The organism is Pseudomonas piscis (assembly GCF_009380155.1).
Classification (GTDB): domain Bacteria; phylum Pseudomonadota; class Gammaproteobacteria; order Pseudomonadales; family Pseudomonadaceae; genus Aquipseudomonas; species Aquipseudomonas piscis.
Genome location: NZ_WHUV01000001.1, coordinates 365,839 through 379,332, shown reverse-complemented (window position 1 = coordinate 379,332; position 13,494 = coordinate 365,839). Strand labels below are relative to the sequence as shown.

General features: G+C 63.3%; 14 protein-coding genes. 5 read left to right on the top strand and 9 right to left on the bottom strand.

What is annotated here, in order from left to right; translation table 11 throughout:
* Nucleotides 1–16: 16 nt before the first annotated feature.
* Entirely contained in the window at nucleotides 17–1,531 is a 1,515-nt protein-coding gene (ilvA, locus tag GDH07_RS01760) for a threonine ammonia-lyase, biosynthetic (protein WP_022641684.1), read from the bottom strand.
* Between the two features lie 206 nt (nucleotides 1,532–1,737).
* Between ilvA and rpiA the strand changes: the two genes are divergently transcribed.
* A complete protein-coding gene (gene rpiA, locus GDH07_RS01755; protein ID WP_152896558.1) occupies nucleotides 1,738–2,409 on the top strand; it encodes a ribose-5-phosphate isomerase RpiA in 672 nt (223 codons plus the stop codon).
* Nucleotides 2,410–2,467: 58 nt separating this feature from the next.
* Here the strand turns inward: rpiA and GDH07_RS01750 are convergent, their stop codons facing one another.
* The 4 genes from GDH07_RS01750 to GDH07_RS01735 form a co-directional block, all read right to left on the bottom strand.
* Entirely contained in the window at nucleotides 2,468–3,376 is a 909-nt protein-coding gene (locus GDH07_RS01750; RefSeq protein ID WP_152896557.1) for an SdiA-regulated domain-containing protein, read from the bottom strand.
* 97 nt (nucleotides 3,377–3,473) lie between these two features.
* Nucleotides 3,474–4,397: an SdiA-regulated domain-containing protein gene (locus tag GDH07_RS01745; RefSeq protein WP_152896556.1), complete on the bottom strand. Its 924-nt coding sequence runs from the start codon at nucleotides 4,395–4,397 to the stop codon at nucleotides 3,474–3,476.
* Nucleotides 4,398–4,561: 164 nt separating this feature from the next.
* Nucleotides 4,562–5,227: a fumarylacetoacetate hydrolase family protein gene (locus GDH07_RS01740; RefSeq protein ID WP_152896555.1), complete on the bottom strand. Its 666-nt coding sequence runs from the start codon at nucleotides 5,225–5,227 to the stop codon at nucleotides 4,562–4,564.
* A 41-nt stretch (nucleotides 5,228–5,268) separates the two neighbouring features.
* The gene (locus tag GDH07_RS01735; RefSeq protein WP_152896554.1) at nucleotides 5,269–6,663 is read right to left on the bottom strand and encodes an FAD-binding oxidoreductase; all 1,395 of its coding nucleotides are present in this window, start codon (nucleotides 6,661–6,663) and stop codon (nucleotides 5,269–5,271) included.
* A 203-nt stretch (nucleotides 6,664–6,866) separates the two neighbouring features.
* Between GDH07_RS01735 and serA the strand changes: the two genes are divergently transcribed.
* A complete protein-coding gene (gene serA, locus GDH07_RS01725; protein ID WP_022641690.1) occupies nucleotides 6,867–8,096 on the top strand; it encodes a phosphoglycerate dehydrogenase in 1,230 nt (409 codons plus the stop codon).
* A 129-nt stretch (nucleotides 8,097–8,225) separates the two neighbouring features.
* Here the strand turns inward: serA and GDH07_RS01720 are convergent, their stop codons facing one another.
* Nucleotides 8,226–8,663 (bottom strand): DUF4399 domain-containing protein, encoded by a 438-nt coding sequence (locus GDH07_RS01720; protein WP_022641691.1) that lies wholly within the window; start codon nucleotides 8,661–8,663, stop codon nucleotides 8,226–8,228.
* A gap of 132 nt (nucleotides 8,664–8,795) precedes the next feature.
* Between GDH07_RS01720 and GDH07_RS01715 the strand changes: the two genes are divergently transcribed.
* Entirely contained in the window at nucleotides 8,796–9,581 is a 786-nt protein-coding gene (locus GDH07_RS01715; RefSeq protein ID WP_022641692.1) for a transporter substrate-binding domain-containing protein, read from the top strand.
* A gap of 47 nt (nucleotides 9,582–9,628) precedes the next feature.
* Here the strand turns inward: GDH07_RS01715 and GDH07_RS01710 are convergent, their stop codons facing one another.
* Nucleotides 9,629–10,117, bottom strand: coding sequence for a 2-thiouracil desulfurase family protein (locus GDH07_RS01710; protein ID WP_152896553.1), 489 nt, complete (start codon nucleotides 10,115–10,117; stop codon nucleotides 9,629–9,631).
* A gap of 2 nt (nucleotides 10,118–10,119) precedes the next feature.
* Nucleotides 10,120–10,752 carry a 2OG-Fe(II) oxygenase gene (locus tag GDH07_RS01705; protein ID WP_022641694.1) on the bottom strand — a complete coding sequence of 211 codons (633 nt, stop codon included), beginning with the start codon at nucleotides 10,750–10,752 and terminating at the stop codon, nucleotides 10,120–10,122.
* 151 nt (nucleotides 10,753–10,903) lie between these two features.
* Between GDH07_RS01705 and GDH07_RS01700 the strand changes: the two genes are divergently transcribed.
* Nucleotides 10,904–11,656, top strand: coding sequence for a DUF2059 domain-containing protein (locus GDH07_RS01700; RefSeq protein WP_022641695.1), 753 nt, complete (start codon nucleotides 10,904–10,906; stop codon nucleotides 11,654–11,656).
* A gap of 177 nt (nucleotides 11,657–11,833) precedes the next feature.
* Here the strand turns inward: GDH07_RS01700 and bipL are convergent, their stop codons facing one another.
* Complete coding sequence (gene bipL, locus GDH07_RS01695; protein WP_152896552.1) at nucleotides 11,834–12,772, bottom strand: phospholipase BipL; 939 nt, start codon at nucleotides 12,770–12,772, stop codon at nucleotides 11,834–11,836.
* 109 nt (nucleotides 12,773–12,881) lie between these two features.
* On the opposite strand from bipL, the gene GDH07_RS01690 reads away from it, so the two are divergent.
* Complete coding sequence (locus GDH07_RS01690) at nucleotides 12,882–13,475, top strand: DUF6436 domain-containing protein (protein WP_085594374.1); 594 nt, start codon at nucleotides 12,882–12,884, stop codon at nucleotides 13,473–13,475.
* The last annotated feature ends 19 nt before the right edge of the window (nucleotides 13,476–13,494 follow it).

The following is a 13,494-nucleotide window of genomic DNA, read 5'->3' as shown; positions in this document are numbered from 1 at the left end:
TCCTCAGCGTAGCCGCTCAGCCGAGGAACAGCTGGTAGGCGGGGTTGTCGCTTTCGTCCCAGTACGGATAACCGATCTGCTCCAGGGCCGCCGGCACCAGGTGGCGCTCCTCGGCCGGCACCTGCAGGCCGGCGACCACGCGCCCATCTGCCGCGCCGTGGTTGCGGTAGTGGAACATGGAAATGTTCCAGCGCCCGCCCAGTTTGTTGAGGAAGTTGAACAAGGCACCCGGACGCTCCGGGAACTCGAAGCGCAGCACCAGCTCATCGCTGACCTTCTCCGCCCGGCCGCCGACCATGTAGCGGATATGCAGCTTGGCCAGCTCGTTGTCGGTCAGGTCGATCACCGGGAAGCCCTGCTCGCTCAGGTTGGCGATCAGGGCACTGCGCGGATCGCTTTCCGGGTGGGTCTGCACGCCAACGAAGATATGCGCCTCGCTGCCGGTGTTGTAGCGGTAGTTGAATTCGGTGATCTGGCGCTTGCCCACCGCCTCGCAGAACGCCTTGAAGCTGCCGGGCTGCTCGGGAATGGTCACGGCGATGATGGCTTCGCGACCCTCACCCAGCTCGGCGCGCTCGGCCACGTGGCGCAGACGGTCGAAGTTGACGTTGGCGCCGGAATCGATGGCCACCAGGGTCTGCCCGGTGATGCCGCGCTGCTCGACGTACTTCTTGATCCCCGCCACGCCGAGTGCACCGGCAGGCTCGGTGATCGAGCGGGTATCGTCGTAGATATCCTTGATTGCCGCACAGATCTCGTCGGTGCTGACGGTGATCACCTCGTCGACGTGGTCCTTGCAGATATCGAAGGTGTGCTGGCCGATCTGCGCCACGGCCACGCCATCGGCGAAGATGCCCACGGTCGGCAACACCACCCGCTCGCCGGCGGCCATGGCCATTTGCAGGCAGTTGGAATCGTCCGGCTCGACACCGATGACCCGGATCTCCGGACGCAGGTACTTCACGTAAGCGGCGATGCCGGCGATCAAGCCGCCGCCACCGACCGGTACGAAGATCGCATCCAGCGGACCGGGATGCTGGCGCAGGATCTCCATCGCCACCGTGCCCTGCCCGGCAATGGTGTGGGGATCGTCATAAGGATGGATGTAGACGTAGCCCTTCTCGTCCACCAGTTTCAGCGAATAGGCCAGCGCCTCGGGGAAGGTATCGCCATGCAGCACTACCTTGCCGCCACGGGAACGCACGCCTTCGACCTTGATCTCGGGAGTGGTCTTGGGCATCACGATGGTGGCCTTGACCCCCAGCACCTTGGCAGCCAGGGCCAGGCCCTGGGCATGGTTGCCCGCCGATGCGGTGACCACGCCACGGGCGCGCTCGGCGTCGGTGAGCTGGGTCAGCTTGTTGTAGGCGCCACGGATCTTGAACGAGAACACCGGCTGCAAGTCTTCGCGCTTGAGCCAGACCTGGTTGCCCAGCCGCTCGGAGAGCTGGCGGGCGGTCTGCAATGGGGTTTCCACGGCAACGTCATAAACGCGCGAGGTGAGGATCTTCTTTACGTACTGTTCGAGCATCGGAAAGCATCACTGAGCGGGTTGGGCAGGGCCAAGGAGTCTAACCCAGCGTTTGCCCGGGCGACCACACGAATCCAGAGGTTTTAGCCTGCCTGCGGGCCCTGTGGGCAACGCCGCCGGGCGAGTGGCCAGACGGGCAATGACCTGGCCGGCGCCGACGCCTATAATGCCGGGCTTTGTGCCCCCCTGCCCGCTTCGGAGCCCGCATGACCCAGGATCAACTCAAACAGGCCGTCGCCCAGGCCGCTGTCGACCTCATCCTGCCGAAACTCGACGACAAGAGCATCGTCGGGGTCGGCACCGGCTCCACCGCCAACTGCTTCATCGACGCCCTGGCCCGGCACAAGGGCGCCTTCGATGGCGCCGTGGCCAGTTCCGAAGCCACCGCCGCGCGCCTCAAGGGCCACGGCATCCCGGTGTATGAACTCAACACCGTCAGCGAGCTGGAGTTCTACATCGACGGCGCCGACGAAAGCGATGCGCACCTGAACCTGATCAAGGGCGGTGGCGCGGCCCTGACCCGCGAGAAGATCGTCGCGGCCGTGGCCAAGACCTTCATCTGCATCGCCGATGCCAGCAAGCTGGTCCCGGTGCTGGGCGCTTTCCCGCTGCCAGTGGAAGTGATCCCGATGGCCCGCAGCCACGTGGCGCGCGAGCTGGTGAAGCTGGGCGGCGATCCGGTGTACCGCGAAGGCGTGATCACCGACAACGGCAACATCATCCTCGACGTGCACAACATGCAGATCAGCAACCCGGTGGAGCTGGAAAGCCAGATCAACGCCATCGTCGGCGTGGTCACCAACGGCCTGTTCGCCGCCCGGCCCGCCGACGTGCTGCTGCTGGGCACCGCCGAAGGCGTACAGACCCTCAAGGCCTGATCACGCACCCCCCTGCCGGATTGGCCGCTGTGGCGAGCCAATCCCGGCAACACCCGAACTAGCGCGCGGGTTTCTTGAAGACGTAGAACAGGTTCGGTTCGCTGACCAGGTACAACGTGCCTTCATCGTCCATGGCGATACCCTCGGCCTGGGGCACGGCCCGGTCCAGGCCCTGGCGGCCCTTGCCCAGCGCCAGGGTGCTCAAGGGGCGCCCCTGGGCGTCCAGCTCCAGCACCAGGCGCGACTCATCCGACAACGCCAGCAAGTGGCCGCTGCGCTCATCGTATTGCAGGCTGGAAAGATCACGCACGAACAGCGCGGCATCCCGCTTGGGATTGTTCACCACGTGCATGCCATAGGGCGTGCCCGGCTCGCTGCCGGGAAACCCCTGCACTTCGTAGATCAGCATCGGATCACGCTCCTTGGCGACGAACAGGCGCTTGCTCCGGGAGTCGTAGGCCAAGCCCTCGAATCCCTTGTTGCCGCCCAGGTGCACACCGAGGGTCACCTGCTCGGACTGCGCCGCATCCACTACCTGGGTGTCGTCCTGCAGATGGATCTTGATCAACCGCTGCTGGCGCTCATCGCTGATCACATAGGTACCGGCACTGATGAATTCCACCGCCTCGGGATCGGCGAACCCCACGAGGGCGATGCGTCGCAGCACCTGCCCATCCAGGGACAGCTCGATCAGCTCGGGTTGCTTGTTGGTCACGGTGAACAGGCTGTTACGCAGCGGGTCGTAGGTCAGCGCCGAAACATCGTCCAGGCCCTCGATGGGCTGGGCCTCGCGCACCACCCGGTAGTCGCCCAGCCCCAGTGAATGCGGATCAGTCACTTGCCAGTAGGCCTGCCAGTCGAACCAGGCGCGCTGCCACAGCCGATGGTTGTGGGCGAATGCCGCCAGCAACACGACTACAAGACCAAGGAGCAGATAGAGGGGATGGACACGACTCAGGCGATACATGGCAGGCAAGCTCGAATACAGGACGGTCCCATGAATATCACCGACGCCTGAATTCAAGCTTAATCGGCACGACCCGGACAACGTCCGGGCCCAGTGTTCAGCGTTTCTCGAAGCGGTAGAACAGGTTGGACTCGCTGACCATGTACAGGTTGCCCGCCTCGTCCATGGCCACGCCTTCGGCGCGGGGGATGGTGTTCTTCAGGCCGTTGAAACCACCCAGCAGGGTCATGAAGCTGACTTGCTCGCCCTGCTCGTCCAGCTCCAGCAGCAAATGCGACTCGGCCGACAGCACCAGGGTGTGACCGGTACGCGGATCGATACCCAGGGCCGACAAGTTGCGCAGGTCGAGCTCGTCGCTAGGTAGTCTTTGCTTGTCGCCCTTGAGCACACGACCGTCGCTGCTCCAGGTGAACAGCGCCGGCGGCCGCTCTTCGCCCAGCAGCAACTGCTGCTTGCGCGGGTCCCAGGCCACGGCTTCGAAAGCCTTGTTCTGGTCTTCCGAAGGACCCAGGTCGTATTTGGGGAAGTCGGCGATGTTCAACTGGCTGGTGGAGCCATCGACCTTGACGATCACCAGCGAATGCTCGCGCTCATCAACGATGGCCATCAAGCCATCCTCCATGACCGTCACTCCTTCCGGATTGCTCCAGCCCACCAGCGGGATCTTGCGCAGAACATCGCCCTGCAGGCTCAGTTCCACCAGGAACGGGTGCTTGCCCATTACCGAGAACAGCGTCTTGGTCCTGGGGTTGTAGGACAGGTCGGAGGCTTCGTCGCGCTCCAGGCCAGGCATCAACTTGGCATCGATCACCGCCCGATAGGCCGGCAGCCAGATACTGGCACTGCGCTCTGCCGGAGTGACGAAACCTTCCTGCACCCAGAGCACGCCGCGGTCGTCCCAGTGCATGATGCTGGCCAGGCCATAGCTGATCACCCCGACCAGCAACAGCCAGGAATACCAGCGCATGCGCAGTCGCAAACGGCGGGGAGTGTGGATTTTGGTCAGAGGTTGGGCATCCATTTCACAGATTCCAGAAACTCGGCCATAGGTGATAGCACGCAAATTTGAGCGCTGCGAACCATGAACCCGAGAATTATCCGGAACAAATGTGAAAAAACGGTAAAAGCGCGGGAGGCTTTCTGCGAGATGTCCGGTTTTTTGGTGCCCTCGCAGAAAGTTTCCGATCAACGGACGGTGCTGGTGAAACGGCTGGCGCCCGGCAGTTCCAGGATCAGTTCGTCACCGACATTCAGCGGGCCGACACCCACCGGAGTACCTGTGAGGATCACGTCGCCGGCCTGCAGGGAAAAGCAGCCGGCCATGTACTGGATCATCGGCACTATGGGGTTGAGCATGATGCTGCTGTTGCCATCCTGGCGTACCTCGCCATTGATGGTCAGGCGAATGCCGATGTCGGTCAGGTCGGCGAAGGTGCTGCTCACCACGAAAGGCGCGATCACCGCCGCGCCGTCGAACGACTTGGCGATTTCCCAGGGCAGGCCCTTGGCCTTGAGCTCGGCCTGCTTGTCGCGCAGGGTCAGGTCCAGGGCCGGGGCGAAGCCGGAAATGGCATCCAGCACCTCTTCACGGCTGGGCTTGGGGGACAGCGGCTTGCCGATCAATACCGCGATCTCGGCTTCGTAATGCACCGAGCCACGCTCGCTGGGAATGGCAAAACCACCCTCCAGAGGCACGACGCAGCTGCCCGGCTTGATGAACAGCAGCGGCTCGGTGGGAACCGGGTTGTCCAGTTCCTTGGCGTGCTCGGCGTAGTTGCGGCCGATGCATACCACCTTGCCCAGGGGAAAATGAATCCGGGTACCGTCGACATACTGGTGCTGATAGCTCATTACCGACTCCTGTTCGTACGCGTGTTCAGGGCTGCCCGGACTCAAGCAGCGAAGATCTTGCCCGGGTTCATGATGCCGTTCGGGTCGAAGACCGCCTTGACGGCCTTCATGTACTCGATTTCCACCGGCGAGCGGCTATAGGTCAGGTAGTCGCGCTTGGTCATGCCCACGCCGTGTTCGGCGGAGATCGAACCATTGTGCTTCTCGACGGTTTCGAACACCCACTTGTTGACCGTGGCGCACTTGGCGAAGAACTCGTCCTTGCTCAGGTTTTCCGGCTTGAGGATGTTCAGGTGCAGGTTGCCGTCGCCGATGTGGCCGAACCAGACGATCTCGAAGTCCGGGTAGTGCTTGCCGACGATGGCGTCGATTTCCTGGAGGAATGCCGGCACCTTGGACACGGTGACCGAGATGTCGTTCTTGTACGGGGTCCAGTGGGAGATGGTCTCGGAGATGTACTCGCGCAGCTTCCACAGGTTCTGCAACTGGGTTTCGCTCTGGCTCATCACGCCATCCAGGACCCAGCCCTGCTCGACGCAATGCTCGAAGGTCTCCAGGGCCTGGTTGGCCACTTCCTCGGTGGTGGCCTCGAACTCCAGCAGGGCATAGAACGGGCATTGCGATTCGAATGGCGCCGGTACGTCGCCGCGGGCCAGAACCTTGGCCAGCGCCTTGTCGGAGAAGAATTCGAAAGCCGTCAGGTCGACCTTGCCCTGGAATGCATGCAGCACCGGCATGATCGAGTCGAAGTCAGGCGTGCCCAGGACCATGGCAGTGAGGTTCTTCGGCGCCCGGTCCAGACGCATGGTGGCCTCGACCACGAAACCCAGGGTGCCCTCGGCGCCGATGAACAGCTGGCGCAGGTCATAGCCGGTGGCGTTCTTGATCAGGTCGCGGTTCAGTTCCAGCAGGTCGCCCTTGCCGGTGACCACCTTCATGCCAGCCACCCAGTTACGGGTCATGCCGTAGCGAATGACCTTGATCCCGCCGGCATTGGTACCGATATTGCCGCCAATCTGGCTGGAACCTGCCGATGCGAAGTCCACCGGATAGTACAGGCCGTTGTCTTCCGCCAGGTTCTGCAGCTGCTCGGTGACCACGCCTGGCTGGCATACCGCGGTGCGGTCGGTCAGGTTCAGGTCGAGAATCTGGTTCATGTAGTCGAAGGCCACCACCACCTCGCCGTTGGCGGCTACCGCTGCCGCCGAAAGCCCGGTACGACCGCCCGAAGGCACCAGCGCTACCTTGTGCTGATTGGCCCAGCGGACGATGGCCTGGACCTGTTCGATGGTCTTGGGGAACACGATGGCGGTCGGGGCGGGGGCGAAGTGCTTGGTCCAATCCTTGCCGTAGGCATTCAGCGAGTCAGCGTCGGTCAGCACCTTGCCGGGCTCAACCAGGGTCTTCAGCTCATCAATCAGGGCAGGATTGGTCATCGACAGAACTCTCGAACAATTCATGGTCATCCTGAGAACGCTTCACGTCGCAGGAATGAGTGTTTAGCGGGGCGCGTATGCTAGCATACCGCCCCCGCAGAAGAGTGCCCAAGGGCCTTCTGCGGTGTCGGCCGCGCGCCGCCCAGGTCAGCTCAAGCTGTCCACTTCCCTGCCATTTTTCTCCGGGACACAGGTTTACGCAGATGAGCAAGACTTCTCTCGATAAGAGCAAGATCAAGTTCCTTCTCCTCGAAGGCGTCCACCAATCCGCTGTCGACGTGCTCAAGGCCGCCGGCTACACCAGCATCGAGTACCTCACCAGTTCTCTGCCGGAAGCCCAGCTCAAGGAAAAGATCGCCGATGCACACTTCATCGGTATTCGCTCCCGCACCCAATTGACCGAAGAGATCTTCGACCACGCGAAGAAACTGGTCGCGGTGGGCTGCTTCTGCATCGGCACCAACCAGGTTGACCTGTCCGCGGCCCGCGAGCGCGGCATCGCGGTGTTCAACGCGCCTTACTCCAACACCCGCTCGGTCGCCGAGCTGGTACTGGCCGAGGCCATCCTGCTGTTGCGCGGTATCCCCGAGAAAAACGCCTCCTGCCACCGCGGCGGCTGGATCAAGAGCGCAGCCAACTCCTTCGAGATCCGCGGCAAGAAGCTGGGCATCGTCGGTTATGGCTCCATTGGTACCCAACTGTCGGTCCTGGCCGAGGGCCTGGGCATGCAGGTGTTCTTCTATGACACCGTGACCAAGCTGCCACTGGGCAACGCGACCCAGGTCGGCAACCTGCACGAGCTGCTGGGCATGTCCGATATCGTCACCCTGCACGTGCCGGAAACCGCGGCGACCCAGTGGATGATCGGCGAGAAGGAAATCCGCGCCATCAAGAAGGGCGGCATCCTGATCAACGCTGCACGCGGCACCGTGGTCGAGCTGGACGCCCTGGCGGACGCGATCAAGGACAAGCACCTGATCGGCGCGGCCATCGACGTATTCCCGGTCGAGCCACGTTCCAACGACGAAGAGTTCGAAAGCCCGCTGCGTGGCCTGGACAACGTGATCCTGACCCCGCACATCGGTGGTTCCACCGCCGAAGCCCAGGCCAACATCGGCCTGGAAGTGGCCGAGAAGCTGGTCAAGTACAGCGACAACGGCACCTCGGTGTCCTCGGTCAACTTCCCGGAAGTGGCCCTGCCTGCCCACCCTGGCAAGCACCGCCTGTTGCACATCCACGAGAACATCCCGGGCGTGATGAGCGAGATCAACAAGGTCTTCGCGGAAAATGGCATCAACATCTCCGGCCAGTTCCTGCAGACCAACGAAAAGGTCGGCTACGTGGTGATCGACGTCGACGCCGAGTACTCGGACCTGGCGCAAGAGAAGCTGCAACACATCAACGGCACCATCCGCTGCCGCGTGCTGTTCTGACAGCAGCTGCAAGCGGCAAGTCTCAAGCGGCAAGCAAGGGCCCGCCCTGGTTTGTAGCTGCAGCCTTGTAGTTAGCCGTACAAAAAAGGGAGCCTTGATGGGCTCCCTTTTTTTGTGCGGCGTTTACGCTTATTTCACGGTCACTGTGATCTTCTTCGAAACGATCACCGGGTCGAACGGCACGTGGTTCTTGTCCCCCAGCTCCAGTTGCAGGGTGTGCTTGCCCGGGGCCAGGGTCACTTCGGTCTCGGTCTGGGCCTTGCCGAAGTGCAGGTGGTTGGCATCCATCGGAATCGGCATGTTCTCGGCCGGCAGCTGGTCGACGTCGATCAGCAGGTGGTGATGGCCAGTGTTGGCGGTCTGGTCGCCTGCTGGCGCCAGGGCGATGCCCTCGACCCCGAACTTGACCTTGAAGGTCTTGTCCACGGTTGCTCCGTCAGCCGGGGAAACAATGGACACCTTGGCACCGGCAGGTGCCTGCGTACGAGGAATTTCAGCTGCGCCGGCGAGCATCGAGGCTCCCAGCAACAAACCCGCCAGGGCCGCGCAAGACATATACTTTTTCATTATCTTCTCCAGTTTTTCCGCAATTCTTTTACGGTTATGACAACTTTGTGGCTGTTCGTTGTCGAAGGCACTCAACACCTTAGCAAAGCGAGCCTGAACAGCGCATCGCTCACATGAATTCAAGGAGTGACCATGCGTTTCCTGCCTGGCCTGATACTTTTGCTGCCCCTAGCGAGCACCTGCGTCCACGCCGAGTTGATGGATGACATCAATGACCGCGGGGAACTGCGTATTGCCCTTGAAGCCGATACCCCACCCTTCAATTTCAAGGATGACGGCAAGCTCAGCGGCTTCGAAGTCGAACTGGGGCAGTTGCTGGCCAGCGAACTGGACGTGCGTGCGGACTTCGTGGTGACCGACACCGACGAGTTGCTGCCCGGCGTCGAAAGCGGCAGGTTCGACGTGGCCATCAACCACATAGCAGTGACACCGGAGCTCAAGGATCGTTTCGACTTCAGCGAGCCCTACAGCTACTCCAGCGCCCAGCTGATCGTACGCAAGGAGGAGCAACGCCCGCTGTTCTCCCTGCAATCCCTGCGCGGCCGGGCCCTGGGCGTGGCCCAGGGCAGCCAGTTCGTCGACCAGGCACGGACCGTCGAAGGCATCAACCTGCGTAGCTATGCCGATGCCCAACAGCCGATCAAGGATGTGGCGGACAAGCAGATCGACGCCGCCATCAGCGACCGCCTGCTGATCCCCTATGCGATTCGCGACAGTCGCCTGCCAGTGAAGGAAGGCGCCAAGGTGGGACCGACCCTGAGCCTGGCGATTCCTTTCCAGAAAGGCAATCCGGCGTTCCGCGCCAGCCTGGATAGCGCCTTGCAGCGGATCAAGGCGGATGGGCGGCTGATGGCCCTGTCGGAGAAATGGTTCGGCATGGACGCCAGCAAACCGCCCAAGGGCGACGCCGAGCAATAGATCTCACCTGTAGTCACCACCGTCGCCTCGCTAAAGCTCGACAGCGGCTACGAGGACAATGCAGCGAGGGCGCTGGCAGCCTCGAGCAGCTGCAGTTCGCTGAAGACCTGCACCCCGTGCTGCTTGAGCAAGGCGGCGGTAACCCCCTCACCCGGGACCTTGGCACCGCTGAACGTGCCGTCATAGGTCCAGAGGTTGCCGCAGGACGGGCTGTTGGCCTTGAGCACGGCAATACGGATACCGTGCTTTTCCACCAGGGCCAAAGCCTGCCGGGCCCCGGAGAGGAACTCGGCGCTGACGTCGTCACCAGCCGTGGTCATCACCGGCGCCCGCCCCTCCAGCACATCGACGCCCTGGCCACCCGGGATCTCCGCCGCGGCCCGTGGTGTCGGCAAGCCGCCAGCCACTTCCGGGCACAGGGCCACCACCCGCCCCTCCTGCTGCCAGGTCGCCAATTGATCGAAAGGGCCACTGGCGCCGCCGTCGTAGCGTACGCGGTGGCCCAAAAGGCAGCGGCTGACCAGGATCTTGTGCATCCTCAGAACGGCTCGTTGCCACGGCGCCGGAACCAGCCGGTCAGGGACAGGCGCTCCCGGGTCGCGGGCAGGACTTCATGGGGCAATTCGCCGGAGAGGAACACCACCAGCCGGCCGCCGAGCGGGTCGACATCGTGCTGCTCCTGGTCCTGCAGGTACATGCGCAATTGCCCGCCATGCTCGGGCAGCCATTGCGAGTTGAGGTAGATCACCGCCGACACCATGCGCCGGTCGTCGTCGCGAAAGCGGTCCACATGGCGCTTGTAGAAAGCACCCGGCGGATACATCGCGAAATGGCACTCGAAATCCTCCAAGCCAAGGAACAGGCCACGGTTCAAGGCTTCGCGCAGGCTATCCATGAGCGCCAGGTAGGCGTCGCTGGCCTCGGCCTGGCCGGGCTCGAGCCATTGGATATGGTCGCCGCGGATACCCTCGCGGATTTCCTGGGCAACCCCGCGCCCGACCGCCGCTGGAGCCAGTTCGCCTTCGGCGGCGCGTTTACGGCACTCCGCAGCCAGGTCGAGGGTCAGAGCCTCAGGCAGGAAAATATCCTGCTGCGACCAGCCACGGGCGGCCAGGTCGTCGACGATGCTCAACAACAGCGGATGATCAGAGGGTATGTGCATGGCGCGCATAGTATCCAGCCGCAGATAAATCTGACAGAGCCGCAGGGCGGCAGATTCAGCTTTTTTTCCAAGGTGCCTGGAACCATGACTTCATCTGATACGAATTCTCGACAACTACCGCCTTGCCCCGGAGAATAGTCGCCTGCTGACAGGAGTCCTTATGCGTCGTTTGCTTTTCTCACTGTTGATGTTCTGCACCTTGCCTGCCTGGGCAGACAGCCACGACCAGTTGTACAAGGTCGCCGGTTGGGCAGAGCAGCGCGCGCATTTCAGCGATGCCCTCAACGCCGCCCAGCAGCGCTACCAGAACAGCCTGCCGCCAGCGGTCTACCAGGCCCTGGTGGATAACAGCAACCAGCGCTTCGCGCCCCAGTCGGTGGATCGCCGCGCCGAGGAGCAGTTGCGCCAGAACCTGGCCGACCCCGCTCCGGCCCTGGCCTTTTTCCAGTCGCCCCTGGGCCGCAAGATCGTCGCCGCCGAGCTGCTGGCCACCCGTCGCGACCAGTTGGCCAAGAACGCCCAGGGCTTGCCGAAGATGCAGGCCAGCGACAATCGCCAATTGATCATCGGCCACCTGGCCCAGGCCCTGCCCGCCCGCGAAGCCGGTGCGGAAGTCAGCCTGGCCATTGCCGGAGTCGCCGCCGACAGCCTGAGCCAGATGATTCCCGGTTTGCTGGGCAACGGCCAGGCCCAGGGCATGCTCAATGGCCAGCGCCAGCGCCTGATGCAGCAGATCGGCAATGACCTGAACAACACCCTGCTGTACGTCTACCGGGACCTGTCCGACACGGAACTGGAAGAGTTCGCCACTTTTGCCGAATCAGCCGAAGGCAAGGCCTATTACCAGGCGGCCCTGGCCGCGATCCGCGCCGGCCTGGCGGTGGGCCAGAGCACCTCCAGCCTGGCTCCCTGACCCGGCCACCCACCTGTAGCCGCTACCAAGCCTGCAGGGCTGCGCAAAGAGCCGCAGGACCTTGCCAGGCAATCATCCGCCAAACCTCCAGCGATCTTGAGAACCCTGCGGCCCTTCGGGGCGTTCGCAGCCTATGCCAGCGCCTGCGCCACTCCAAGGCAGGTTCACTCCCGGAACTCAAACGTGCCGGGTCAGGAAGGCGAAATACTGGTCGCGGTACAGCGGCACCTCGTTGGCCAGGTGGTGCCGCGCTTCCGGCAGCATCAGCACCTCGGGTGCGCTGAACTTGCTGCGGATCACTTGCAGGTTGTGCTGCCAATCCACAGTCATGTCCGCCTGCCCCTGCACGATCACCGGCTGCCGGTCGCTGCGCGGGGCCGCCTCCAGCCGCTTGATCCAGCGCGCCAGCGCACCGACCCAGGCCGTCGGCAGGCGCTGGGGCTGCAAGGGGTCGGCCTGGAGGAAGGCGAGGAAGTCGTGGTCGTTGGAGTTCTCGCTGAAACGCCGGGCAATGCCGCTGACGAAGGGCCGCAACAGGTAGTAGCTGAGCAGCGACCAGCCCCAGGCCCGTGGCCGCACCAGTGGCGAAAGCAAGATCACCTGGCCCTGGGCCGGGCTCTGGGCGCCCTGGTGCAGCAGGTGGTCGATGACGATCGCCCCGCCGGTGCTCTGCCCGAACAGGTGCCAGGGCTGGGGCAATTCCAGGGTCCGCGCCTGCTCGAACAGGCCCTGCAATACTCGCTGGTACACCGCGAAATCGTCGATGCTGGCGCGCTCGCCGCTGGACAGTCCATGCCCAGGCAGGTCGCAGGAAATCACCACGAAGTCGCGCTGCAGTGCCCACTCGATCACATGCCGGTACAAGCCCATGTGATCGTAGAAACCATGGAACAGGAACAGCGTCGCCCGAGGTCGCTCCGGCCACCAGGCCTGGGCGACCACCTCATAGCCATCCACCTGGAAGCGCCCCAGGCGACTGCGCGGCACCCGGGCGCGGCCGGCGAAATCCAGCCCGTAGAAGCGCTGGTAGGCCTGGCCCTGGGCCGACAGCGGCTGGCCAGCCGCCAGGGGTTGCAGGCTGGCACGCAGGAGGTCGGGGTCGAAGATCGTAGGCATGGAGGTTTGCAAAACAGGGACACCAGGGCAAAACGGGCTTTATGGGCCTGCGATATTCATCTGTCGCGGCAAGCATGGCAAGCTACGCGACCTTCGAGGACCTATCTCCATGCGCCAGCCCTACCGCACATCCCTGCTCGCCAGCCTGCTCGTCCTGATCTGCGCCGTGGTGCTGTGGAGTGCCTACGACTGGTTCCAGGGTCGCTACCTGCGGGCCTTCAGCGAGCACACGGCGATGTTCTCCGGCGATCCATTGCAACTGCCTGCCGAACTCGCCGGACCGGGGGCGATCCGCCTGGTGCACTTCTGGGACCCGGCCTGCCCTTGCAACGTCGGCAACCAGCAGCACCTGGCCGAACTGATCGAAACCTACGGCCCACGGGGCGTGGAGTTCTATTCGGTGCGCAAGGCCGGCAGCCACGGCCAGTTGCCGGTCACCCTGGAGCGCCTCAAGTCCCTGGAGCACCTGCCCGGCGCCGAGCAGGTCCCCGCCAGCCCCGCCGTGGCGATCTGGGACCGCAACGGCAAGCTGGCCTACTTCGGCCCCTACAGCGAAGGCTTGACCTGCAACTCCAGCAACAGCTTCATCGAGCCCATCCTCCAGGCCTTGCAAGAAGAGCGAGCGGTCAGCGCCACCCATACCCTGGCGGTCGGCTGCTATTGCCCATGGGCCAACGGCACCGAGCAAGGCATTCGCGACTAATCGAGGACTGCCTCCTGCG

Excerpts from the sequence above, each read along its gene's own strand:
- ilvA (WP_022641684.1), bottom strand. The coding sequence starts at position 1,531 with ATGCTCGAACAGTACGTAAAGAAGATCCTCACCTCGCGCGTTTATGAC.
- rpiA (WP_152896558.1), top strand. The coding sequence starts at position 1,738 with ATGACCCAGGATCAACTCAAACAGGCCGTCGCCCAGGCCGCTGTCGAC.
- GDH07_RS01750 (WP_152896557.1), bottom strand. The coding sequence starts at position 3,376 with ATGTATCGCCTGAGTCGTGTCCATCCCCTCTATCTGCTCCTTGGTCTT.
- GDH07_RS01745 (WP_152896556.1), bottom strand. The coding sequence starts at position 4,397 with ATGGATGCCCAACCTCTGACCAAAATCCACACTCCCCGCCGTTTGCGA.
- GDH07_RS01740 (WP_152896555.1), bottom strand. The coding sequence starts at position 5,227 with ATGAGCTATCAGCACCAGTATGTCGACGGTACCCGGATTCATTTTCCC.
- GDH07_RS01735 (WP_152896554.1), bottom strand. The coding sequence starts at position 6,663 with ATGACCAATCCTGCCCTGATTGATGAGCTGAAGACCCTGGTTGAGCCC.
- serA (WP_022641690.1), top strand. The coding sequence starts at position 6,867 with ATGAGCAAGACTTCTCTCGATAAGAGCAAGATCAAGTTCCTTCTCCTC.
- GDH07_RS01720 (WP_022641691.1), bottom strand. The coding sequence starts at position 8,663 with ATGAAAAAGTATATGTCTTGCGCGGCCCTGGCGGGTTTGTTGCTGGGA.
- GDH07_RS01715 (WP_022641692.1), top strand. The coding sequence starts at position 8,796 with ATGCGTTTCCTGCCTGGCCTGATACTTTTGCTGCCCCTAGCGAGCACC.
- GDH07_RS01710 (WP_152896553.1), bottom strand. The coding sequence starts at position 10,117 with ATGCACAAGATCCTGGTCAGCCGCTGCCTTTTGGGCCACCGCGTACGC.
- GDH07_RS01705 (WP_022641694.1), bottom strand. The coding sequence starts at position 10,752 with ATGCGCGCCATGCACATACCCTCTGATCATCCGCTGTTGTTGAGCATC.
- GDH07_RS01700 (WP_022641695.1), top strand. The coding sequence starts at position 10,904 with ATGCGTCGTTTGCTTTTCTCACTGTTGATGTTCTGCACCTTGCCTGCC.
- bipL (WP_152896552.1), bottom strand. The coding sequence starts at position 12,772 with ATGCCTACGATCTTCGACCCCGACCTCCTGCGTGCCAGCCTGCAACCC.
- GDH07_RS01690 (WP_085594374.1), top strand. The coding sequence starts at position 12,882 with ATGCGCCAGCCCTACCGCACATCCCTGCTCGCCAGCCTGCTCGTCCTG.